The organism is Pantoea agglomerans (assembly GCF_020149765.1).
Classification (GTDB): domain Bacteria; phylum Pseudomonadota; class Gammaproteobacteria; order Enterobacterales; family Enterobacteriaceae; genus Pantoea; species Pantoea alvi.
In genome coordinates, this window is record NZ_CP083810.1 from 35,148 (window position 1) to 55,713 (window position 20,566).

20 protein-coding genes are annotated in these 20,566 nt (G+C 50.4%); 11 read left to right on the top strand and 9 right to left on the bottom strand.

Annotation, left to right across the window (positions count from 1 at the left end; all coding sequences use genetic code 11):
• The first annotated feature begins 110 nt into the window (after window positions 1-110).
• Genes LB453_RS22355 through LB453_RS22375 form a run of 5 tightly spaced genes read left to right on the top strand, consistent with a single transcriptional unit; the run spans window position 111 to window position 4,831 of the window.
• Window positions 111-506 carry a TIGR03757 family integrating conjugative element protein gene (locus LB453_RS22355; protein WP_103797200.1) on the top strand — a complete coding sequence of 132 codons (396 nt, stop codon included), beginning with the start codon at window positions 111-113 and terminating at the stop codon, window positions 504-506.
• On the top strand, window positions 503-1,480 hold the full coding sequence (locus tag LB453_RS22360) for a TIGR03756 family integrating conjugative element protein (protein ID WP_376780851.1): 978 nt from the start codon (window positions 503-505) through the stop codon (window positions 1,478-1,480). Before LB453_RS22355 ends, LB453_RS22360 begins: the two co-directional genes overlap by 4 nt.
• A gap of 8 nt (window positions 1,481-1,488) precedes the next feature.
• Complete coding sequence (locus tag LB453_RS22365; protein WP_103797201.1) at window positions 1,489-2,943, top strand: integrating conjugative element protein; 1,455 nt, start codon at window positions 1,489-1,491, stop codon at window positions 2,941-2,943.
• Between the two features lie 14 nt (window positions 2,944-2,957).
• Window positions 2,958-3,323 carry a hypothetical protein gene (locus tag LB453_RS22370; RefSeq protein ID WP_224481797.1) on the top strand — a complete coding sequence of 122 codons (366 nt, stop codon included), beginning with the start codon at window positions 2,958-2,960 and terminating at the stop codon, window positions 3,321-3,323.
• Window positions 3,323-4,831, top strand: a complete 1,509-nt coding sequence (locus LB453_RS22375) for a conjugal transfer protein TraG N-terminal domain-containing protein (protein ID WP_103797203.1) — start codon at window positions 3,323-3,325, stop codon at window positions 4,829-4,831. Before LB453_RS22370 ends, LB453_RS22375 begins: the two co-directional genes overlap by 1 nt.
• A 36-nt stretch (window positions 4,832-4,867) precedes the next feature.
• On the opposite strand, the gene LB453_RS22380 is transcribed toward LB453_RS22375, so the two are convergent.
• Window positions 4,868-5,266 (bottom strand): DUF3742 family protein, encoded by a 399-nt coding sequence (locus LB453_RS22380; protein ID WP_103797204.1) that lies wholly within the window; start codon window positions 5,264-5,266, stop codon window positions 4,868-4,870.
• 733 nt (window positions 5,267-5,999) lie between these two features.
• Between LB453_RS22380 and LB453_RS22385 the strand changes: the two genes are divergently transcribed.
• Window positions 6,000-7,295, top strand: a complete 1,296-nt coding sequence (locus LB453_RS22385) for a hypothetical protein (RefSeq protein WP_146053859.1) — start codon at window positions 6,000-6,002, stop codon at window positions 7,293-7,295.
• Window positions 7,296-7,704: 409 nt separating this feature from the next.
• Here the strand turns inward: LB453_RS22385 and LB453_RS22390 are convergent, their stop codons facing one another.
• Both LB453_RS22390 and LB453_RS22395 read right to left on the bottom strand, forming a co-directional pair.
• Window positions 7,705-8,124, bottom strand: coding sequence for a hypothetical protein (locus LB453_RS22390; protein WP_146053860.1), 420 nt, complete (start codon window positions 8,122-8,124; stop codon window positions 7,705-7,707).
• Between the two features lie 15 nt (window positions 8,125-8,139).
• Window positions 8,140-8,502, bottom strand: a complete 363-nt coding sequence (locus tag LB453_RS22395) for a hypothetical protein (protein ID WP_224481798.1) — start codon at window positions 8,500-8,502, stop codon at window positions 8,140-8,142.
• A gap of 343 nt (window positions 8,503-8,845) precedes the next feature.
• On the opposite strand from LB453_RS22395, the gene LB453_RS22400 reads away from it, so the two are divergent.
• A complete protein-coding gene (locus tag LB453_RS22400; RefSeq protein ID WP_146053862.1) occupies window positions 8,846-9,487 on the top strand; it encodes a hypothetical protein in 642 nt (213 codons plus the stop codon).
• Window positions 9,488-10,038: 551 nt separating this feature from the next.
• Here the strand turns inward: LB453_RS22400 and LB453_RS22405 are convergent.
• The 3 genes from LB453_RS22405 to LB453_RS22415 form a co-directional block, all read right to left on the bottom strand.
• The gene (locus LB453_RS22405) at window positions 10,039-10,887 is read right to left on the bottom strand and encodes a hypothetical protein (protein WP_146053863.1); all 849 of its coding nucleotides are present in this window, start codon (window positions 10,885-10,887) and stop codon (window positions 10,039-10,041) included.
• A gap of 166 nt (window positions 10,888-11,053) precedes the next feature.
• The gene (locus tag LB453_RS22410; RefSeq protein WP_103797208.1) at window positions 11,054-12,151 is read right to left on the bottom strand and encodes a DUF3696 domain-containing protein; all 1,098 of its coding nucleotides are present in this window, start codon (window positions 12,149-12,151) and stop codon (window positions 11,054-11,056) included.
• Window positions 12,144-13,346, bottom strand: coding sequence for a DUF262 domain-containing protein (locus tag LB453_RS22415; RefSeq protein ID WP_103797209.1), 1,203 nt, complete (start codon window positions 13,344-13,346; stop codon window positions 12,144-12,146). Before LB453_RS22415 ends, LB453_RS22410 begins: the two co-directional genes overlap by 8 nt.
• 385 nt (window positions 13,347-13,731) lie before the next feature.
• On the opposite strand from LB453_RS22415, the gene LB453_RS22420 reads away from it, so the two are divergent.
• Window positions 13,732-13,908: a hypothetical protein gene (locus tag LB453_RS22420; protein ID WP_158253405.1), complete on the top strand. Its 177-nt coding sequence runs from the start codon at window positions 13,732-13,734 to the stop codon at window positions 13,906-13,908.
• A 106-nt stretch (window positions 13,909-14,014) separates the two neighbouring features.
• On the opposite strand, the gene LB453_RS22425 is transcribed toward LB453_RS22420, so the two are convergent.
• Together LB453_RS22425 and LB453_RS22430 are read right to left on the bottom strand one after the other, a co-directional pair.
• A complete protein-coding gene (locus LB453_RS22425; RefSeq protein ID WP_103797210.1) occupies window positions 14,015-14,494 on the bottom strand; it encodes a nucleoside deaminase in 480 nt (159 codons plus the stop codon).
• A complete protein-coding gene (locus tag LB453_RS22430) occupies window positions 14,487-15,800 on the bottom strand; it encodes a nucleobase:cation symporter-2 family protein (protein ID WP_103797211.1) in 1,314 nt (437 codons plus the stop codon). The genes LB453_RS22425 and LB453_RS22430 overlap by 8 nt, the downstream gene beginning before the upstream one ends.
• A gap of 107 nt (window positions 15,801-15,907) precedes the next feature.
• Between LB453_RS22430 and LB453_RS22435 the strand changes: the two genes are divergently transcribed.
• Both LB453_RS22435 and LB453_RS22440 read left to right on the top strand, forming a co-directional pair.
• Window positions 15,908-16,822 carry a LysR family transcriptional regulator gene (locus LB453_RS22435; protein WP_103797212.1) on the top strand — a complete coding sequence of 305 codons (915 nt, stop codon included), beginning with the start codon at window positions 15,908-15,910 and terminating at the stop codon, window positions 16,820-16,822.
• Window positions 16,823-17,036: 214 nt separating this feature from the next.
• The gene (locus LB453_RS22440; RefSeq protein WP_179944779.1) at window positions 17,037-18,311 is read left to right on the top strand and encodes an amino acid permease; all 1,275 of its coding nucleotides are present in this window, start codon (window positions 17,037-17,039) and stop codon (window positions 18,309-18,311) included.
• A 39-nt stretch (window positions 18,312-18,350) separates the two neighbouring features.
• Here the strand turns inward: LB453_RS22440 and LB453_RS22445 are convergent, their stop codons facing one another.
• Window positions 18,351-19,904, bottom strand: a complete 1,554-nt coding sequence (locus LB453_RS22445; RefSeq protein ID WP_224481799.1) for a sensor domain-containing diguanylate cyclase — start codon at window positions 19,902-19,904, stop codon at window positions 18,351-18,353.
• Between the two features lie 271 nt (window positions 19,905-20,175).
• Here LB453_RS22445 and LB453_RS22450 point away from each other — a divergent pair, with 271 nt between their 5' ends.
• Window positions 20,176-20,541, top strand: coding sequence for a hypothetical protein (locus LB453_RS22450; RefSeq protein ID WP_033755676.1), 366 nt, complete (start codon window positions 20,176-20,178; stop codon window positions 20,539-20,541).
• Window positions 20,542-20,566: the final 25 nt, after the last annotated feature.

Sequence of the window (20,566 nt, forward strand, 5' to 3'; positions counted from 1 at the left end):
AGCACAACCGCCTCCCTCAGAAATTTTCAAAATCGCAAAAAGAGTTTACTGATGAAAGCATGACTCCGTACTGCCACTCTGACGGCCTGTTACCGTAACGGAGATCTGCCATGCGACTCAGGCTATTACATTCACTTTTCCTGTTTTTACCGCTTAAGCTGATGGCCGGCACCGTTGTGTATACCGATGCCGAACATCCTCCTCAGAATCTGACTGAAGAAAGCTCTGTTGTCTGGCTTGATGGCCCTGACCGCCTGCAGGACTCCATTTTCGGCCAGCTGGCTGCAGATCCGCAGTTGGCCGCTCAGCAGGCTCGCGAAATCATTCAGTCGCCGCAATGGCCCGAACAGCAGGGGCAAATTGCCCAAGCATATCGCCAGGTTGTGCATGCTTGGGAGATCGGACTTCATAAGTTCCCTGCCGTCGTTTTCGATGATCGAGATGTGGTTTATGGCACGGCCGACGTTGCTCGGGCTACCACGCTTCGTAGTCAGGGGGGTAAATGATGCGTTTTTCCCCCAGAACACACTTCAACGCCGCAGGTGTTGCCACCGTGTTGGTAGCAGCCGCGACTCCGGCTACGGTTTCTGCCATTAATACTGCCAGCATTATTGCCAGTGCTATTACCCAGGACTGCATCAGCTGGCGCGTCAGCGGCATCTGTTACTGGCTGATGTGTACGCCCTTTGGCTGTTCGGTGAAAACCTCGGTTAAGGTGACCCACTTTATTCCTGAAGTGGTGGTGTCCACCTACACCGGACCGGGTGGGAATCCCTGGACAGAGATGGCGTTTATGAGTGGTGCGTCCGGTACGATCGACAACGCTCTGACCAGCGGTGCGCCAGCCGGCGGCGGTAACGCCGCCGATATCAAGACCCCCGGGCAGCGCAAGTCGAACATTAAATTCAAGTACGCCGATGCGATAGGCCATCCTGCCACCTCCATCATTGGCGGCAGCATTCCCGGTTATTCGTGCGATACCGCCGCCACGCCATTTAATCCCTACTTTCTGAGCACGCTGGATTCACTTGTGTGGCGGTCGGGATTGCCTGAATCGCTATATCCCGAGGCGCTGGTCCCCGGCCAGCGCGAACTGGGCAGCCAGGTCAGCGCCAACATGTGGGGCAATATTTATCCCCGTTCCGGCTTCGTCAGCCAGACAGACGATGACAAAGCCTCCGCCGTGGTCGCACAGCGGGTCGCCGACATTATTACCCGTTCGGGACAACCCCACGTTTACCAGGTACTGAAGGCATCGCACAGAGCCGGCTACTGGCCGCCAGGTGAGGTGAAGGAAAATACGGGTACGGCTAACCACAAATGGCAGCGGCTGGCGCCCACGCTTTCATCTTCCTGCGCCGTCTTCCCGGACGGCGCGCATCCCATTGCTCAGGACGGCAACGAAGCCTATGCGCTATGGCAGCCCTACAGCTGCTGCAAGCGACGCGGCCAGACCTTCCTCTATTCAACTGACTTCTGAGAGGCACAATGTCACCAGTTAAATTCAAACCGGCCGCGCTTGCGCTGTGCATCACTGCCGCTGCGCTATCCGCGCAGGCGGCCGACAATAATCAGTCCAGTGCATTCGGTATTTCACTTCCTTCAGTGAACAACAGCGCCATAGGCTACGGCAAGGACGTCAGCGGCGCGGTCTCTGACAAGCTTTACTATACGCTCGGCGGCGGCTCTGTAATTTCACAGCCGGCAACGCGCAGCAGCATGCGCAAACTCGGCATGAACGTCGGATGGAGCAGCGATCTGATGTGTGGCAATTTCGACCTGAAAACCACCGTTGGCAATCAGCTCAACGGGGTAACAAACGGATTCAAGAACCTCATGGGTGACGTGGTTCAGAATGCAACCGGTGCCGTAGCCAGCTTGCCGGCAATGATTATTCAGCGTGCCAATCCCGGCCTGTACGACATGCTCACAAACGGCGTGCTACAGGCAAACGTCTCCTTTGATAAGGCCCAGCTCAACTGTCAGAACATGTCAAAACGCATGATGGATTTTGCCGGCAACAACAAATGGACGCAGGGCGCGGTAATGGACGAGTACCGCTCGCTTGTTAACAGCGGAGATGCGGATGCTGTGCGCGTGAACAATTCAGCTGACAAGTTACAAGGCAATTCAGGCCAGAACTGGATTGGCGGGCAAAAACGTGGAGGACAAGGGCAACAGGCTATCAGGCCGACACATGATCTGACGGCTGCAGGGTTCAACATGATGAACAGCCTGCCGGTGCTTAGTACGGATACGGTCAGTACCAACAGTTGTAACGGTGGTGCCTGCGCTAAATATTCAAGCGCCGAAGAAGCAGCGAAAGCGGTAGTCCAGGTCGTAGGGGACAGCTCGCTGCGAACCTGTAGCGATGCCTCTCAGTGCACCAGTGGTGATGCCGATCAGCAGCCGGGCGCCACGCAGGCCGGCACAGGCTTTGCTCCTATCCTGGAAGAGACCACTAAAGAAAACACCGAGCAGCTGGTCAAGCTGGTTAACGGTGCTGAGCAGCCAAATGCAACAAATCTGGCAAAACTCAAAACCGGTAGCCTTCCGATTACTGCCGGCGTGATCAGAGCATTACAAAGAGACCCAGACAATGCAGCCCTGACGGCCCGTCTCGCCGGAGAGCTGGCAATGGCTGATACCGTTGAAACCGCACTCATTATGCGCCGCATGATCGTTACCGGCATGTCTGAGCCTAACGCAGCAGCGCAGAATGCTGCAATTGAAGAAGGCGATCGCCGCGTTGCGGCTATTGATCGTGAGATCACCGCATTACGCAATGAGATGGAGCTTAAGCGCGAGCTGTCACGCAATTCAGTGCTGACCATTATCGATCGCGAAAACGGCCGCGTTAACAGCAACCCGCAGACGCAGAGCGATGACAGCACTGACAGTCGCATTAACCGCCTGGCCGTTCCTGAAACGGAAAGCAACTGATGAGGGCACAGCCGATGAGAACCGAAAACGGCGCGCACCGCGCCTCATTTTTCCGCCGCCACCCTGCTCTGCTTCGCGTACTGTGTACTGCCGGTACTCTGTTGGCATTCCTGCTGGCCGGGCTCATTGTTGCGGACAAAGCCGTTAAAAATCCTGCCCAGGCCGCTGCATTCCGCGACTGGATGGATCATGCCCGCTATGGCTGGCTGGTATGGCGCCTTGCTGTTTATGGTGCGCTGGCGTGGGGTTTTGTGAAAATTTTCCGGGCGCTAGGCTTCGATCCGCAATACCGTCAGCCGCTGATCCGCATTGCGGCGGTCAGCGTCATTTTTGCCGTTGTCTGTGAACTGGTGCTGCTCGGCGGCACAGGAGCGTCATGATGCTGACAAACAGCTATCTGGAGTATTTCCTTACCCTGCTCGGCTGGGTTGTAAACAACGGACTCTGGAACATCCTTATCACGACCGGACTATTTACCGTACCGGTCGCCTTCCGGCTTATCGGCATCTGGCTGAAAGTGCGTGAAGAGGGTGAAGACGAGGGAAATAAAGGTGCCCTGTCCATACCCCGCATGGAGCATGCTATTTATACATCGTTTCTGGTCATGATTGCCTGCTGCATGCCGCTGATGAATGTGGACATGAATACCATCAAATATGACACATCGCGCGCGCAATCCTGCGGCACATGGACGCCAAAAGCACCCGACGACACAGGATATTCACCGGTCATATCCAGCATCAACGACCAGACTGCGGCCGCGCCGGTCTGGTGGTATCTGGTTCATAAGCTGGCGAAGGGGATCACTCAGGCTTCAGTAGCCACTATCCCCTGTCGGCCGGACATGCGTCAGCTCCGGTTTGAGGTTCAGCATACGCGGATTAACAATAAAGCTCTCGCGGAAGAGCTGCAGGACTTTACCAACGACTGCTACTCACTCGCATTGTATATGTGGAAGCGTCAGGATCAGGGGCAAACTAAAGACAAGACCACACTGCGTGATATCGAGTGGATAGGCAGCAAGACGTTCCTGAGTAATTATTACGGCAGTCTGCAGTCAAAAACTCCCCGCGCAGATTTTCCATGGAGCGAAAGCCGTGACAGCGGGCGTCCTGACACGGGCCGGGGCGGCTACCCGACTTGCAGTGAATGGTGGAATAAAGCGGAAACTGGCTTACAGGCCCGTGTTGTCGATCAGGCAGACCCGGGATTATGGACACGTTTATCCGCTGCAATGACCATGATCGGCGGTAATTCTGCCGACTATAAGGAGGCCATTGTTCGCCGCCTGGTCAGTCCGGAGAGTCTGACTGTATCGCAAGGGGGGCACGTATATGCCGGCTACGGGGGAAACGCAGATTTTACGCTCGATAATTCCGTTGCCAGGGTTGCCGCAACTGGCGGCACCGCATTAGGCAGCCTGGCCGCGTTTCCGGCGTTTGATGCAATGCGCCAGGCATTACCCATGGTTCAGGCCGTTCTTCTGATGGCTATAGTGGTTATCTTGCCGCTTATCCTGGCGTTCTCCGCTTACGAGATTAAAACGGTAATTACGCTCACCTTTGTGCTCTTTGCGCTGAACTTCCTGACATTCTGGTGGGAGCTGGCGCGCTGGCTAGACAGCTGGCTCCTAACCGCGCTTTACAGCTCTGATACGCATAGCAGCTTTAACATGGCAGGCTTCCAAAACAGTTCTGATGATCTGATCATGAACTTTGTCATGGCGACAATGTTCCTTGTGCTTCCGGCAGTATGGATGGGGACTCTGTCATGGGCTGGCGTCAGAATTGGTGGTGCGCTCGATGGGGCATTCAGAAATGGCACAGCAAAAGTCGAACAAAGTGGGGGAGAGGCCGTAAATAAAATGAAAGGTGCCATGAAGTTATAATTATTTAAGTAACCTGGGGGGGGTAGCTCCCCAGGCCTAATCTTCTTCATTGTGTGTCTTAGATGATGTGAAAATTGAATCATCGGCGCCGTAATAGTAACCATATCCATCGCGGCCATTTCTGTACTCAGGCCCATATCCTGAGGTCGATTCGTCTGACCCACCAGAAGCTAAGTTATTTATTTGAACGTAGCGAACCATATATGCAAACCCAGCGACAGCGATAATAATGGCGCCAAGGAAAAAACCCACAACTAAGGCTAACGTCAGAAGCATTAGAACAGAAAAGGGAACAAACGACCTTCCTATTGCCCTAGGAACTCCTTTGCTATCGGCCCAAGCAGCAAAGCGAGAATTTGCATCGATATAAACGCATGTTAAGCGCTTCCATGCAGAAGCAGTTTTGATACCGCGCTCATAAGCAGATGAATTCATATGCACCTCAGTTATTGAGTTCTAACAGAACGATACTAAATGTTCAGTATAAATGCACATCAAGTCAAGTATAGTTACATCATTCATATATACTCTCATTTAACCCCTGTCCGAGCCAAACCTGAAACCCCGCGCCCCTCTCCGGCAAAACCCCGGCGCCGGACCTGAAGCCCGGTTGCCCCCACTGACCAGCCCCGGCCGCCCGACCCGAAGGGTCGGTACTGCAGTGGCTGATAAATGAGTGTTGTAACTAGTAGATGGGGAGTTGCTATGAGTAGTACCGCGGATGCTTTCTCTCGTCTCCGACCGTCTGGCTTCTCTGCGCCTGAAAGGCCGCTGCGTCAACAGCGTCTGGCAGGGAATGGTTGGATTTGCGCGATATAAGCGGCAGGAAGCGGCTGATCCGCGCTACCGGCGCCATTCGACTGCAGAATGATATGTAGCTTCAGCTGGCGCCTTCATGCCGCTGCGCGGCATAACAAGGGCAGGCTGCGCACTGCTCGCCAGCCTTGAATAAACGGGCCTTTATTGTCGGCTTTGTGTCAGGAGCGAATGTTGCCAACATCGCAGATGTCACAACGAATCGGTAGCAGGACAACGGATTCACAAAAGCGGAACGGTAATAAGCGAAGCTATTTATTATTACTTGATGAAAATTTTCTGACCCATATGCAATAGTACCAACAAGAAACTAACGTTATCTTATCGTCTTATAGACTTGGGATAGCGATTTATGAAGAAACAGGTTTTAGCGGTGATGTCACTCTGTTGCATTGGTTCTGTGTTTGCGAAACCAGCTTCCCCAGATGATGACGTTCTATTCGTACCTAGCGAGAATCATCCTATAGTGGGTAGCCGCTTCAGCGAGTTGACGGATTTCCAGAAAAGTTTGCTGACGTTAGCCACAAACTGCAAGATCAAAGTCGTTAAGCCCGGGGCATTTGTTGATGGTAAGATGGGACGCGAAACGATGAATCTTATCAAGCAGGTGGCTGGTTGCGACCTTTACAAATCTGCACTCAGTGGCTCGCTAGCGGCAAAAGGAGTGGTGACTACTAAACTCTGGAAACTAGTCGCATCTGATGTTCCCGTACCTGATGCATTGTCTCGTTCTTTCATCATGTCATTGGGTTCAGAGGCGACGGATTATACCGTCATTGAGTTTAATACGCCGAGCGATGGTGGAATCATTACCTGGGGGCCGCTAGGTGCAACAGCGGGACAGGTGTACCAAGTACAGAAGATACTTTCTACAGTTGACAAGGAGATCCCGAAGCTGATCGATAACGCATTTGGTACCGAGGCCCAGTCGATCCGACTCCTTGCAGAGACTAAAAATGTTGCGGCGGCAGCAAAAATTGCCCTTGCAGTCAACGCGGTCAAAACTCGTAAAGCGATCTGGCATGCGGGATTCAAGGTGCTGGGTGAGGACGCACGCGTACGCGCGATTTACGGTCGTGTAATGAATCCTGGAATTTTAGAAGCAGTCAGCAATTTCTACCGATCTTACTGGGCTCATGGCTGGTGCCCGACCGAAGTGGATCTCGGATTTTTCATCGACCGAGCGGTACAGATGACACTCAAGCAGAACCATACCAACCAAGCGGCAGAGGATGTCATAGAGATAGAGAAAGCGAGCGGCAGCATACTCACCCCGGCGCAACGGCGACGCGCCATATCAGCGAATTTTTGGCCGGGCAAGCTGATATATGTAGGTGATCGGCTGGCGCGCGATGTTGCTTACTACATTGACTATATTCCTAGAGCAGAATTGACCAACGAGACTTTACTAAAGTTGGTCGCCAAGCGCGGCGCGGCGCAACGTCAAGTACCGGGACAGCTGAACGATGAGGTCAAGCGGTGGAACGACCGTCTGGGAGTCTCGGCTAACGCCTATGGTTTAGTTGAACGCCCAGCTGCTGTACCCGTCGGGCTTGTCGGGGAACCCCCAGCCTGTACGATAGCTTACGCAGGAATGACGCAAAATGTGATCATTAAAGGGGAAAAATTGCACTCTTCGGGTTTATGAGTCTCTTGATAGTGGGTGATTTATTAAGCACCTAATCCCTAACCAATACTTTTTTCTTACTTACCCAATCTGCTCAATAATTCCGATCCTTGTTCGTAGCCGTCCTTAGGACCTTGGGGGCAGCTTTATGCCGGAAGCGGACGTTAAAGCTTCCTCAAAAAATCATTACACGCGCTTAGAAAGAGAACTTGGGAACACTGATCATGCAGACTATAAATTTGCAAAAAGCAAGAAAAGTGCTTTACACATTATGATTTATCGATCATCAAATGGCACTTAATGTTATCAACCATATATTAATTCCCATTTAAAGTATTTGAAGCAGAAAAATTTTTTCAGAACTGCCGGTTCACTCAGTGAAAAGCATAATTTTGCTATTTGGTAAAGGGTAATCGAATTTCGTAGCAACTCACTTAATGGCTTCTGGAATATTAAATATTTTATCAATGTCACATTCAGGATCGGACAGGTTTAAATAAGGCACGTAGGATGGCTCTTTCAGGTGTGCAATGAACCAGTCATGCTGGAAACGTCCGCCCTCCGTGAAAATATCACCACCTGTTGTGAGTGGGATTGTATAGCTGATTTGATTCTCATCAAGATTGATTCTGAACGTCACTTTTACAGCCGGCTTGGCACCATAATGCTTTGCCATTAACGAATTAAATTCTTTAACGTATCCTGAGGAAGATATGATAAAAGGCACATGTGGTGCGAGGTCAACTACGTCCAGCCGGTCAAATTCAGTGCCAGTAAGACTTTCGAGCAGTCCATTAAACCTTAATGCCATGGCTGCTGCCACCCATTTTGTCTGACCAGGTTCAAGCATTACAGGGGATCGGTTTTAATCCGGATTGGGGGACAGCATACATCCTCCTCCTCCCGTTGAGCCTCGAGTTGAAGCATCATGGCTGTTTAAAAGTGTCAGTTCAGCGGAAGTCAGCAGAACGGGTGTCTTGCCATAATTTCTGAGCTGCAAAGCCACAAAGGCATCATCATCCATGAGAGTTGGAATGTCTGCACGGGGACGCGTAGGCACAAGCCGTGCCTGAATGACCGATATCTTCAGATCATTTTTGGAAAACAGACGTTCATATATACGGCTAAAAAAATCAGTCGCGCTGTTTAAATTACTTAAAAAAGTCACAAAGGCAGCGATAATCGCTACTAATGCCACGATTTGGTTCTTTGATTTGCCTGCTCTCATGGTTCGTTTAATTCTCGCATACTCTTTTTAGTGACACACACTCTACAAAATGAACATCTCTATGACCACGCTATCGAGCCGGTTAAAAAAAGCCTGTGAGTGAAACCAACGGCGGGATTAACCGCGGCTGGCTGAAAATTAGCCTCAGATTTAATGTCTTTTCCCGATAGTTCAATAAACCGCATTCAGGACACGAGCCTGTATTTACCTTTAAAATGCTTACGGTAGCAAGGTGTGGGTACAGGATCATTACGGAGTACACGCCTACTTTCCTAAGCTGGCAATGGATCTCACAGTCATCGCCATACAGACAAAATTGGTTAGGGAAACACAGGAGGAGTCAGTGTTTAATAACAGTAGTTTTCTTGAATGGATTTGGTTGCATGGGCCGCAGGGACTAATGCTGGTAGTAGTTCTCATGGCACTGAAGATCCTACATGACTGGCTAATAAGAACCGAACCGTTGAATATGCTTGCGGGGCTTTTTAGCAGAACCCGCCGGCTTGAGAAGATGCTGAGCCGGGATTATCTATCTGACGTAAACCGGGAACTTGTACTGTCTGAACTCAATCAAAGATGCAACTACGGACAGACCGGCATAAGGGAGCCCCGGTTGCAACAGGCTGCGACCCGGATGACCGCCTTGTGCTGCCTAAGGCCTCGCTATCTAAAACCCTGGCGGACATACCTTACCGAGCGACAGGGGCAGATAATATTCGATAAAAAGCGTTACCGCCGGGACTGGAACTTTTTTAGGTTCATAAATCTCCCGCTGACCACTCTTGCATTACTGGTGATGGCAGTTCTGTTTATCCCGGTATTCGGGCTGCGTATGCTTCCGCTGATTGCTGCCGGAAACGTAGAGGCATGGTATTTTCCATGGCTGCTGCTGACATCACCTATGGCTCCGGGAGCAACGGCTGAAATGGAAGCCTGCCTTGAAAAATTTAATACAGAAGCAACTGAAGGCGAATATACCAGCTAATCGAACAGACTTGTAGCGCAACTAATGTGGATTGTCTGCTTCTGCCGGTTACCAAAATATGCAGCCAGGCTGAAGCAGCTTATTCTTGGTTATGGAGATAACATATATGGGTAACGTGCGAACAAGCTGACGTCATTAACAAATGTACTGCTTTAAAAGTAAAACTTTCGCCGCAAGATAACAGGATGGGCCCGATATTTTACTGTCGTCAGGGAGGGAACTGGCTCACTCAGCTTCATGCAATAGTAGCCAATCATCATATAATGTTAGGTACGACGGTGGGGTTCGGACGATATAGTAGATAAGGATAGTAAATTTATTTAACATAAACTGCGGTATGCGAACTGATAATATGGTAGCTAAATTGTGATGTCCGCATCTGACCATATACATGTCCGTGCTATAGCCTCACTCCAGCGATCATTGCTTTCAAAGGATGAGACACGGAATGGAGTTTTTTTCGATGAACGATGTGAACCGACTCGGGATCCTTCAGGACGTGATTGACCGGCGTCTTACTACACGTCCCGCGGCCAGCCGGCTCGGTACATTTATTTATGCTTGGGCAATGATAGATGCTTACAAAAAATAGCAATAATAAATTTCCCTGCAGAATGTGATGTTGGGCCATGTACATGAATTCTGTTTTGATGTGGCTCAAACTTACCATGCCATTCACAATAATGCGTGGTTTTGTTAATAACAATCTCTCTTTCTTTTCGACATTTTTCATTTTTTCTAACATCTGGTTTTTCAGGCGCTACACATAATCCTAAGGCTTGGAATCGTTCTTCAATTAGTTCATTGGTTGGCTTCTGACCTATTGTTGAATTAATTGTATCGCTAATATGTATCGCAGGAGGTGGAGCGGAATAAATCCAATTACCATAATCGTTGAATATTTCTAAATATTTTTTCAGTTTTTGATAAACAGAAGAATAGCCGCCCTCAAACGAGTCTATTCCGTCCCAGACACCTTTGAAGAAATATAAATCAGGATACAGATGGCTTGAAAGAATATGTAAGTTTTCCTTGGCATCCCTTACTGTCGATAATGCACACTCTCTCCAGAATGTTAAATTGCTTTTTTCAGAATTAACAAAGTAAATTTCTAATTGCCCATATGTTGACGAAACCGGAAGCTTTGATTTATCCCTGAGTGATATACAGGCGAAAGGGGTATTGTTAATCAAGTTATGATAAGCATAAGCATAAGCATAATCAAGTCCGACAATTGTACCAGAACTATCACTGACATCACTTTTTAGAAAGGTAGGGGGCCATAAATTTTCCACATCCTCATAAAAACATCCACGATTTATATATGACGCTAATTCATCTTTGATTCCCTTGTCGATTTCAGCTGATTCTGGAGAACAAAGGAATGTCCAAAGATCCATTCCCCTACATACTTTTTTGCTCTGAAATTCATTTCCGAAAAAGAAATCTTCTCCACGTTCCTTAGCGATATATAGTCTATCTAGGAAGTTTTATAAAATATTAGCAATTTCCGGACATGAGAGATTTATAAAATCCCAGTCAGATGAATCAATAACGAATGACATTTTATATTCTGCTCCGTCTAAATTTACCGAGAGTAGCTGTATCTATTTGGTATTGATCGAAGAAAGAGTTTGGCCATCCAGATAAACCGCCATATTCAGTAAAATGTAACTCAGTAATTGATGGTTCTTTTGCGTTATTATCAAAAAATAAAACATTTGCATCTTTATGTGAAATGTTATTTTTAGCTGCTATAGATTTTCTTATACCATTAAGGACATGATCTGAGTGAGTCTCCACTAAAACCTGAACCCCTTTCGCAGATAACCAACCAATATACTCTCCAATTTTTGATTGGCCAGCAGGATGCAAATGAGCCTCTGGATTTTCAATTATAAGCAGACCATTCTCTTTAATCACTAAACCTGCAAGAATTATTGGTAAAACATATGTTACCCCAAACCCCATATTTGAAGCTTTAACCCACTCCCCATTTTCAACTTTGAATTGTAGTGAGGAAGATGTATTAGAGCCATATTTTTCTGAGCGTACTTTAATAGGTCTAAAAATTTCAGAAAGCCATTTTTCCAATTGGTAATTCAAAAAAACAGCTTCATTTTCTGGGGTGTCAGGATGAGTTCTGGAGGCATAATTAATAGGCATTAAACCAATGCTATCTATAAGCTGTGCACAATATTCCCCTCTAATTCCAAGCTCTAGTTCTTGATGATGCTTTGACGTGAATTTATATTCTGTTTTTGGGCCAAATCGTTCCGCTGACAAATATATAAATGATCTATTTCCTGTAATAAAATGCTCTCCAGAGTAAAAATACTTCACATCCAAATATAAAGAAAATAAATTTGAAGATGTAAATTTGAACTCACCATGCACTCCATTATTAAATTCAAGGGAGATATCAATCTCTTCCTTTCCGTTACGCCAGTTCATTATATCTTGTACTGTCCCAAGATCAACGCCATAAGCGGTGTCTAATGGTACTGTATTGTGACCTTTAGAAGCTTCATGAGATAACAAAATTGCTTGAATAAATGATGATTTACCTGCACCATTTACTCCAGCTAAAATTGTTAGATTTTTTAGTGGAAAGGTTTCACAAATGAATCGCTTGAAACCTTCAATCTTCACTGTTTTAATCATTAAGTATACTCTTTAACTCATTTATTGGTTTGGTTAATCTTGCTATTACCGCGCTAGGTGATCCGGTGCTCACAGTTACAGACTTCAGATAGTTTTCATCTTTGAATAGCTCAAGTAAGGATTGTTTTACTTCCTCTTTCTTATCTAGAAGTTTGTTATAAGAAAATAAAGACAAAGCGATACTTTGAGATTCAAAAATAGCTCTATTTATAGGTCCTCGTTTTTTACCTTCCTCTATTCTTCGAAATGCGTTATCGCCAAGAATATCATATGCACTTTTCATTGACGATATGAAGTTTTGATAAAGTAAACCTAACTCATCGTCACTAATAGGGGCTAGATCTGACTCCTCAGATTTTTTTCCATCAAGCCGACGTGTGAAATCAATCAAAAAACGGTCTAAGCTTGCATAATTTTTATACTCATCAATAGAAGTCATTTTGAATGCGCAATACCGTAAGACCAGCTCCTGATTAGTCATACGTCCGCTATCGCGTACTTTTATACCATCAACTGAACTCCAAAAATTCCAGCCGGTAGCATTATCAAAAAATTCATTCTCTGAAAGTAATTTCAAATATTCTCTTGCACGTGAGGTGCTCATAGCATGTCTTATTTCTTGCGGCTTGAGCGGGCTACCTAAAGTATTTACCCTGCTAAATATATCGTATTTAATACCATTGGGTGTTGATGGTTCTATTACATGAACTACAATTTGAGTAGCCCTGAAACGCCTCAATTCTAGAGAAGGAAGATTTTCAAAATTAATTCCATCTAAATGCTTAAGATACTCTAAATGTTGGGATTGCAATGAATATAAATTATTCATGAAAGAAGATATAGTACTTAATCTTTGCACTCCATCGACTATCTGAAATGATCCGTCAGATTCCTGATTGAAATAGAAAGCTGGCAAAGGAATGCCTAATAATACTGATTCAATCAATCTAATCTTTTGTTGAGTGCTCCAGACGTAATCACGTTGGAAGTCGGGTGAGAGATCAATATCCTTATCGTTTATTTGGTCCACTACTTCACGTAGAGAAAAATGCTTTGTTGTAATTCTTATTTTTTCAGGATCCCAAGGATGTGCAGATGGAGAATCATCAAGTTTCTCCATTTCGACTTTCAGTTCTTTGTCTATGGGTACTACAACATTAGCGTTCGCTTCGTCAAATTGTTCATCAGCAATCATTTTTTATCTCACATAACTAAGCTTGTATTTTACATTATATCTTTAAAAAGTTGCTCTGGAAAACCCGTGTATGATTTTGTTCTAAAACATCTAAAATTTTCTTTTCTACTTACTAAAATGTATGTTTGAATAAGTAGTTTTACCAGAACCAATCAGGCAGGAGATAGTCCGGTCAGATTTCAGCCTGTAGCCAGGCGGCTCACCCCATCAGACTCAGGGCCAACATGACTGACTCTGTCAACAGCAGCGTCATTCCGTGCAAATTGTCGCTTTACTCTACAGAAACTCTAGACGTGTTCGCTCTGGTTGCTATTAACAGCAGCTCCTCACTGAACCCGGCACAGTCCTACCTGATTGGTCTGTCGTCTGCGCCAGCTTGCAGACGATGAAGTCATTTCTGAACATCATTGCGGGCATGCCCGGCTTTACCTCTCAGCACAGCTGCGCCAGGGACAGCCTGCGCAGTCACTATATTCGCGGCCTGCTGGAAATGCTACAGGCCAACGGCAGGGCACTAACCACCATCAATACCGAGCTGCTTTTGCTGTCTACTCACCCGTAGCCGTGACGAAATATTACTGCTATTCTGACCATCATTGTCGTTGAGAACGTCACTGAAATATTTAAAGCTGTTCGTATAAGCTGCAATGCCTTCACGATGTTTTCATTTACCCTCTCGCCTGCCAGAATGCCTGCTGCAACGACAGCGTTTCCTCTTCAACCTCCTGAACCGGCCCGATCAGCACAATATCTTTCTGCCCGTGCGCAAATACCGACGAGGCTGGCAGACTCATGGTGGGATTTTCATGATGGTTGCCGGTGCACGCCAGCATGCGCGCTTCGCTCATGCCATACACCACCCGGCCGATATTCGCCCAGTAGATTGTGCCGGCGCACATGCAGCACGGCTCGACGGCGGTATAGAGCGTACAGTCCCAAAGATAGTCAGGGGTAAAATTACTCGCGGCTATTCGAGCGAGGGTTGACTCGGCATGATTAACGGTATCGATATTACACTGCGTCAACAGGACAGTCTCATTATCAGGCGCCACCAGCACCGCGCCGAACGGGTGATTGCCCAGGGCGATAGCGCGCCTTGCAACTTCGTTAGACAGCCGCAAAAATTTAATATCGGCGGCGTTATGCATTTTCATCCTCTTTTTTAGTATTCAGTAAGCTGTTCAGCACTACGGCAGTAAAACCGCCCATAAAAATACCGCTGTCGAAAATTAGCCTTAACGATGAGGGCAGCGATGTAAATAACGCCGGAAACGCCATGGGAATGACGCCAACGCTTATCGAGACGGCAACAATGAGCATATTGTTGTCATTTTTAAAACTGACCTCTTTCAGCTGCTGAATGCCGGCGGCCAGCGTCATGCCGAACATCAACACGCCAACGCCGCCCAGCACCGGACGCGGGATCGCCGATACCAACGCGCCCAGCTTAGGAAACAGGCCGAGTAACACCAGTATCAACCCGGCAGCAGCCAGCACCGACCGGCTGGTGATACGCGTCAGCATAATCAGCCCGGCATTTTGCGAAAAAGCGTTGTAAGGAAAACTATTGAGACAGCCGCCGACCATAGTGGAGAGACCGTCGGCGCGGATCGTATCGGCAAGACGCTGCGGGGTCGTCGGGCGTCCCATTAGCTTGTCTATCAGCAGGACGTTGCCGGTTGTCTCTGTCATCACGATGATCATCGCCAGGCAGGAGACCAAAACAGGCACGGGGGAAAACGCCGGCAGGCCAAAAGAGAAGGGCATGCTGATGCCGAGCCATGCAGCGTGACCCACCGCGGAGAAATCGGTCAGGCCTGCGAACCAGGCGATAAGGGTCCCCGCCAGCATGCCTGCCAGGATGCTGAAGTTGCGGATGATGCCTTGCGTTTTGCAGTAAAAAAACAGCGTGATCGCCAGGGTGGCCAGACCCAGCAGCAGGCTGGACGGGCTGGCAAAGTCGGGCGCATCGGGGTTGCCGCCGCCGATCCAGATTGCCGCAGCGGGCATCAGAGAGATGCCGATAATGGTAATCACGCATCCCGTCACTACCGGCGGAAAAAAGCGGATCAAACGGCTAAAAAGCGGCGCGACCACCACGGTGAACAGGCCGCAGGCAATCGCGAAGCCGAATACCGTGGTGATGCCATACTGCTGACCAATCCTCGCCATCGGCGCCAGAACGATAAAGGAGCAGCCCTGGATTAACGGCATCCGTCCGCCAAAACGCCCGACGCCCACCGACTGCAGCAGCGTGGCGAGTCCGGAGGTCAGCAGGCAGGCGTTCACCAGCGTCACCGTCTCCGCCCCGGTCAGGCCCATCACCGACGCGAGGATCAGCGGCACCGTCACCGTCCCCGCGTACATCACCAGAACATGCTGTAAGCCCAGCGAAGCGATGCGCCTGGCGCTGAGCGAGCCTTCAGGTTTTTTTTCAGCTATTACCGTTTCCATAAACACCTCTCGTCGCACTGATAAAGCGCAGGAAGCCCACTCTATAAGTAAAAAAGTGATACAAGTAAGCGAGCTGTTTTCAGGAAAATTGAAAGCCGGGGGGCGTTTTGAAATATTCATTGGAACAACTTATGGTGTTTGAGCAGGTAGCCAAATCGGGATCTTTCTCCTCGGCCGCGCGTCAGCTGAAAAAATCCCAGTCCTCTGTGAACATGGCGATGAGCAACCTGGAGCTTGAGCTCGACCTCTGCTTGTTTGAACGCACGCCGCGACAGGTGCGGCTAACGCCGGAAGGCGAAGTGCTGCGCGAGTATGTCAAAACCATTCTGGAACGATGTCAGGCTTTCGATCAGCGCGTAACGGCATTCAACCAGCAGATTGAGAGCCATGTCAGCCTCGCCATCGAGCTTCCCTATGTCACGATTGCGCCCGTGCTATATGAATTCTCTATGACCTTTCCTGAGGTCGATATCCATATCAAAGAGCCTTTTCGCGGCGATGTGGAGGCGATGGTGAAAAATGGCGAAGTCGATCTGGGCATCGCGCTCTCTCACCCCGTTGAGAGCGAGAAAATTCAGTTTAGGCAGCTGGGGAAAGTGGTCATGGTGCATGTCGTCAGCGCCGCGCATCCGCTGGCGCAGCGCATCCCCGTCTCCTTTGCCGATTTGCACAGCTGGCGGCACATCACCTTTGGTTCCCAGGAGACAAGGATCGCCACCACCGAATACTTAGGCAGTCCCATGCTCTGGCGGGTGGAAAGCTACAGCGCGATGCTGGAGGCGGCGCTGGCCGGTCTCGGATGGGCGTCGCTTCCTCGCGAGTTCGTCGATCGCGAATTGCGCGCAGGGACCTTGATCGAGCTACGGCAGCAGGAGTACCCCCATACCGACTGGATCGTCGGCATTGATCTGCTCTGGTCTAAACAGGCGCCCGCCGGCAAAGCGCAACGCTGGCTGCGCGACCGTCTGGTGAAACATAAAATTTTTGAGCAGGACAGGGCGGGGAACCGAACCACGCTATAACGGTTAAAAATAGTTATCCAGACGTAAACGCCCAGGTTTTTTTCACCGAAATCATTTGGCCTGCTCGCTTTTTTACCAGACAATCTGCCGCCTTGTTATGTGTCTGGTCTGGCGCGGATGTCCGGTCTCCTTCGCTCTGTTCAGTCTGGCCAGACAAAGAGTGATCAATCCTGTTGCGCCGGCATCTGAACAACCAGTAATTCAAAGTGTAAAAATGACTATTCAAGCAAGTACGGAAAACGCAGTAGCAAACAGACCATCCTGGTCGCTGAAAGATACCATCTGGATGATGGGGGTATATGGCACCACGGTGGGCGCCGGCACGCTATTTTTGCCGGTGGAGGTGGGAACGCGCGGGCCGCTGGTGTTTTTTATGATGCTGCTGCTGGGCCTGCCGCTGTCGCTGATACCGCACGTGCTGATCTGCCGCATCTTCATGCGCGACCATCAGGCGGAAAACGCCGCTCTTCCGCTCTTCGGTAAATTCTTCGGCCCAAAAGGGCGTCAGGGCATTAAGATCTTTTTCTGCGTTGCCCATTTTCCCGTCACGCTGGTGTACGTCGTCTCGCTGGTCAATGCGTTAGACAACTATGTTACCGCCCACCTGCATGTCGCCGCGCTGAACCGCGCCGTGCTGGCTTTTATCGCGGTGTCGTTACTCTATCTGGTGTTAAGCAAAGGCCGCGACCGCGTGGTCACCACCATGAGCACGCTGGCGATCCCCTTTGCCCTCTCTCTGCTGTTGATTGCCATGATGCAGATCCCGTCGTGGCATCTCTCCAACCTGATTCAGGCGCTGCGCGAGACCACGGCCGCACCTGCTGGCGAGTCGCTGAAGGCGCTCTGGCTGGCGCTTCCGCTTATCACCTTCTCATTCTGTTCCGCGCCGATGATGTCGCCGCTCTCCTCCTGGTACCAGGAAAAGGGGAAGGGCGGCGAGCAGAAAGCCGTACGCGTGGTCCGTCTGGCTTACTGCGCCATCTTTTTCAGCATCATCTTTTTTGTGCTGAGCTGTGTGCTGAGCATGCCGCGCGAGGTGTTTATCGCAGCCAGGACGCAGAACCTGAACGTGCTCGCGGTGATGGAAGGGAACGGTGGCGCAGGTCTGCTGTTTATCGTTGCGCCCTTTATTGCGATGGTGGCGATGACCAAATCGTTTCTGGGGGTTTGCCTGCCGGTCGCCGAAACCTTCGCTACGCTGATCGGCGACGCCGCCGGGCTGAAAGATCAATCCGGGCGCAAGCGAGCCAAAGCGGTGGCCTTTGCGCTGATGTTTGCGGTGTCGCTTGCGGTGGCCTACTGGAACCCGGACGTGATTGCGCTGATTGAAACCGTCTGCGGGCCGCTGATCGCGATCTTCCTGTTCGTGATCCCCGCCTGGCTGGTGTACACCCGAAACGAGCTGCAGACGCTGCGAGGCGGCATGTCGCTTATCGTCATCGTCGGCGGCCTGCTCACCGTGTCGGCGCTGATCTACGGCATGCTTTAACCCGCGCCCCCTGGAGAAACGGGGGGCGCGGTCGGGCGGTCAGACCTGGCCGCTCGCCTGATTCCGGCCGTTGCGCTTGGCTCTGTAAAGCGCGCGGTCGGCCTCTTTTTTCAGCTGTTCAGCCTCTGCCGGTTTGCCTTCAGAGACCAGCGAACTGTAGCCGGCGCTGATGGTCACGATACCGAGCGAGACTTCCGTACTCTCATGCGCGATGCCCATCTCCATCACGCTCCTGACGGCGCGCTCTGCCACTATCTTCGCCTCGGACTCGTCGGTGTTCGGCATAATAATCGCGAACTCTTCGCCGCCGTAGCGCGCGACCACATCGCCGTGAAAATGAACGCTCTCTTTCAGCGCGTGGGCGACATCCTGCAGACACTCGTCGCCGGCCACATGTCCGTACGTATCGTTAAAGCGTTTAAAGCAGTCGATGTCGATCATCACCAGCGCGATCGGGTCGCCGGTTTTCAGCGATTTAAGTAACCCCTGCTCAAGCAGCGCATCAAACTGCCTTCGGTTGGCCAGGCCGGTTAAGCCGTCGACCAGCGCCAGCGACTGCAGCGTGTGATTGATGTTGGTCAGCTCATCGCGCACGTAGGTTAATTCAATCTGATTTCTGACGTTGGCGCCCACCTGGCGCAGCAGCATGATGCCCATGCCGGTAATAGCGCAGAGCAGAGCCAGGTTAAGCAGCAGGTTAACCAGGTTTCCCGCCAGCCATTCCCGACGAATGCTGTCGCGGTCGTAGCCCGCCGTGACGATCAACGGATAGCGCTCCAGCCGGGTGTAGCCAAACACGCGCACCACGCCGTCCAGCGTAGAGCGCCAGGTGGCGTTGCCGCTTGAGGCGGCCTTAAGCTCCGTTTTAAACAACGGGCTGGACGCCAGCGTCCGGCCGATAAAGGCGTCAGGGAACGGGCGAATATATAAGACAGAGGAATCCGCCAGGATCAGCCCCAGGGTGTCTTTATTGCCCAGGGCGAAATAGCTGTAATACTGACGGAAATAGTCAACCCGCACGGTGGCCAGCGCGACGCCGGCAAAATGGCCCTGGCTGTCGTTCAGGCGAACGGAAACCGGGATCACCAAATCGCCGGTTGAGCGGCTGCGGATGACCCGACTGATAAGCAAATTCGTATCGTTATGGGTCCGATGCCAGATGAAATAGGCGCGATCGGCATTACTGGCGTTCGTCGGAACAAAATTGCCGGAGGAGGCGATCCAGTGCCCCTCGGTGTCGTAAATGAAGAGCCCGTGCAGCTGCGGTAGCTTAGCCTGCTGCTCTTTTAGCTGGTGCAGGAAAGCCGGCGTTGCGGCGTACTCATTGCCCCGCTGCCGGAGCTGCCGGACCGCATCCGCCAGGGTGATATCTACCTGCAGAAACGCATCTTCCGCCTGCTTCGCCAGCGAAACCGACAGGTTGCGGGCGTCGTCGTTTTTTTCGCCCACCGTCTGCTGCCATGAGTTCCATAACGACCAGGCGTTAATGGCGATAACAAAGAGGCTGGTGAGCAACAAAAACACGGCCATGCTTTTGCCGAGAGAGGTTTTTAACAGGGCGACGCCGGAAGCGCCTGATTGAGTTTTTCGCATAGTTAAGGGGGATATCAGCGCATGCGGCAAAGGTCAGTAACGCATAATACATTAATTATGCTCAGGTCATAATGGTTAGCCGCATGCATTCTGAGCGCGCGCAGGTGCATGAGTCGCCTTTCAAAAAACGAATAAGTCATTCTCGCCTATACTTCACCGCGTTTGCTGGAATGTTCAGTCGCGCTCAGGTTTGCCGTTCGCGCGGCGGCGTATTCAGGCATAACGAGACGCATGATTTTTATCATTTTATTCTTACAGGGGATTTGCTGCCATGTTGCATTCTCAACCTTCACGCGCCGGCACGCTGCTGCTCCTGCTGGCGGCCGCGATCGGCTTCGCGCTGGCGCTCTACGCCTGGCTGACGCCTCTGACTGGCGTCACCGGCACCATCGGCGCGCTCGGCGTGGCGATCGCCAGCGTAGTTCTGGCTTTGCTGACGCTGATTTTGCGCGCCGCGTCAGGGCGCGGCGCACGCATTTTCTGGGGCATCGTGACGCTGATTGTGCTGGTGGGTATCGGCTTTGCCGCCTTACTGCTCCATCAGGGGATCATTACCGCCGCCATGGTACTTGGTCTGGCTGGTCTGATCCTTCTCGGCCGCCGTCCCGCCCGTCACACCACACCTGCCAGAGCCTGAGGAATTGCCCGTGCATAGCGATAAA

Excerpts from the sequence above, each read along its gene's own strand:
- LB453_RS22355 (WP_103797200.1), top strand. The coding sequence starts at position 111 with ATGCGACTCAGGCTATTACATTCACTTTTCCTGTTTTTACCGCTTAAG.
- LB453_RS22360 (WP_376780851.1), top strand. The coding sequence starts at position 503 with ATGATGCGTTTTTCCCCCAGAACACACTTCAACGCCGCAGGTGTTGCC.
- LB453_RS22365 (WP_103797201.1), top strand. The coding sequence starts at position 1,489 with ATGTCACCAGTTAAATTCAAACCGGCCGCGCTTGCGCTGTGCATCACT.
- LB453_RS22370 (WP_224481797.1), top strand. The coding sequence starts at position 2,958 with ATGAGAACCGAAAACGGCGCGCACCGCGCCTCATTTTTCCGCCGCCAC.
- LB453_RS22375 (WP_103797203.1), top strand. The coding sequence starts at position 3,323 with ATGCTGACAAACAGCTATCTGGAGTATTTCCTTACCCTGCTCGGCTGG.
- LB453_RS22380 (WP_103797204.1), bottom strand. The coding sequence starts at position 5,266 with ATGAATTCATCTGCTTATGAGCGCGGTATCAAAACTGCTTCTGCATGG.
- LB453_RS22385 (WP_146053859.1), top strand. The coding sequence starts at position 6,000 with ATGAAGAAACAGGTTTTAGCGGTGATGTCACTCTGTTGCATTGGTTCT.
- LB453_RS22390 (WP_146053860.1), bottom strand. The coding sequence starts at position 8,124 with ATGCTTGAACCTGGTCAGACAAAATGGGTGGCAGCAGCCATGGCATTA.
- LB453_RS22395 (WP_224481798.1), bottom strand. The coding sequence starts at position 8,502 with ATGAGAGCAGGCAAATCAAAGAACCAAATCGTGGCATTAGTAGCGATT.
- LB453_RS22405 (WP_146053863.1), bottom strand. The coding sequence starts at position 10,887 with ATGGATCTTTGGACATTCCTTTGTTCTCCAGAATCAGCTGAAATCGAC.
- LB453_RS22410 (WP_103797208.1), bottom strand. The coding sequence starts at position 12,151 with ATGATTAAAACAGTGAAGATTGAAGGTTTCAAGCGATTCATTTGTGAA.
- LB453_RS22415 (WP_103797209.1), bottom strand. The coding sequence starts at position 13,346 with ATGATTGCTGATGAACAATTTGACGAAGCGAACGCTAATGTTGTAGTA.
- LB453_RS22420 (WP_158253405.1), top strand. The coding sequence starts at position 13,732 with ATGAAGTCATTTCTGAACATCATTGCGGGCATGCCCGGCTTTACCTCT.
- LB453_RS22425 (WP_103797210.1), bottom strand. The coding sequence starts at position 14,494 with ATGCATAACGCCGCCGATATTAAATTTTTGCGGCTGTCTAACGAAGTT.
- LB453_RS22430 (WP_103797211.1), bottom strand. The coding sequence starts at position 15,800 with ATGGAAACGGTAATAGCTGAAAAAAAACCTGAAGGCTCGCTCAGCGCC.
- LB453_RS22440 (WP_179944779.1), top strand. The coding sequence starts at position 17,037 with ATGACTATTCAAGCAAGTACGGAAAACGCAGTAGCAAACAGACCATCC.
- LB453_RS22445 (WP_224481799.1), bottom strand. The coding sequence starts at position 19,904 with ATGCGAAAAACTCAATCAGGCGCTTCCGGCGTCGCCCTGTTAAAAACC.
- LB453_RS22450 (WP_033755676.1), top strand. The coding sequence starts at position 20,176 with ATGTTGCATTCTCAACCTTCACGCGCCGGCACGCTGCTGCTCCTGCTG.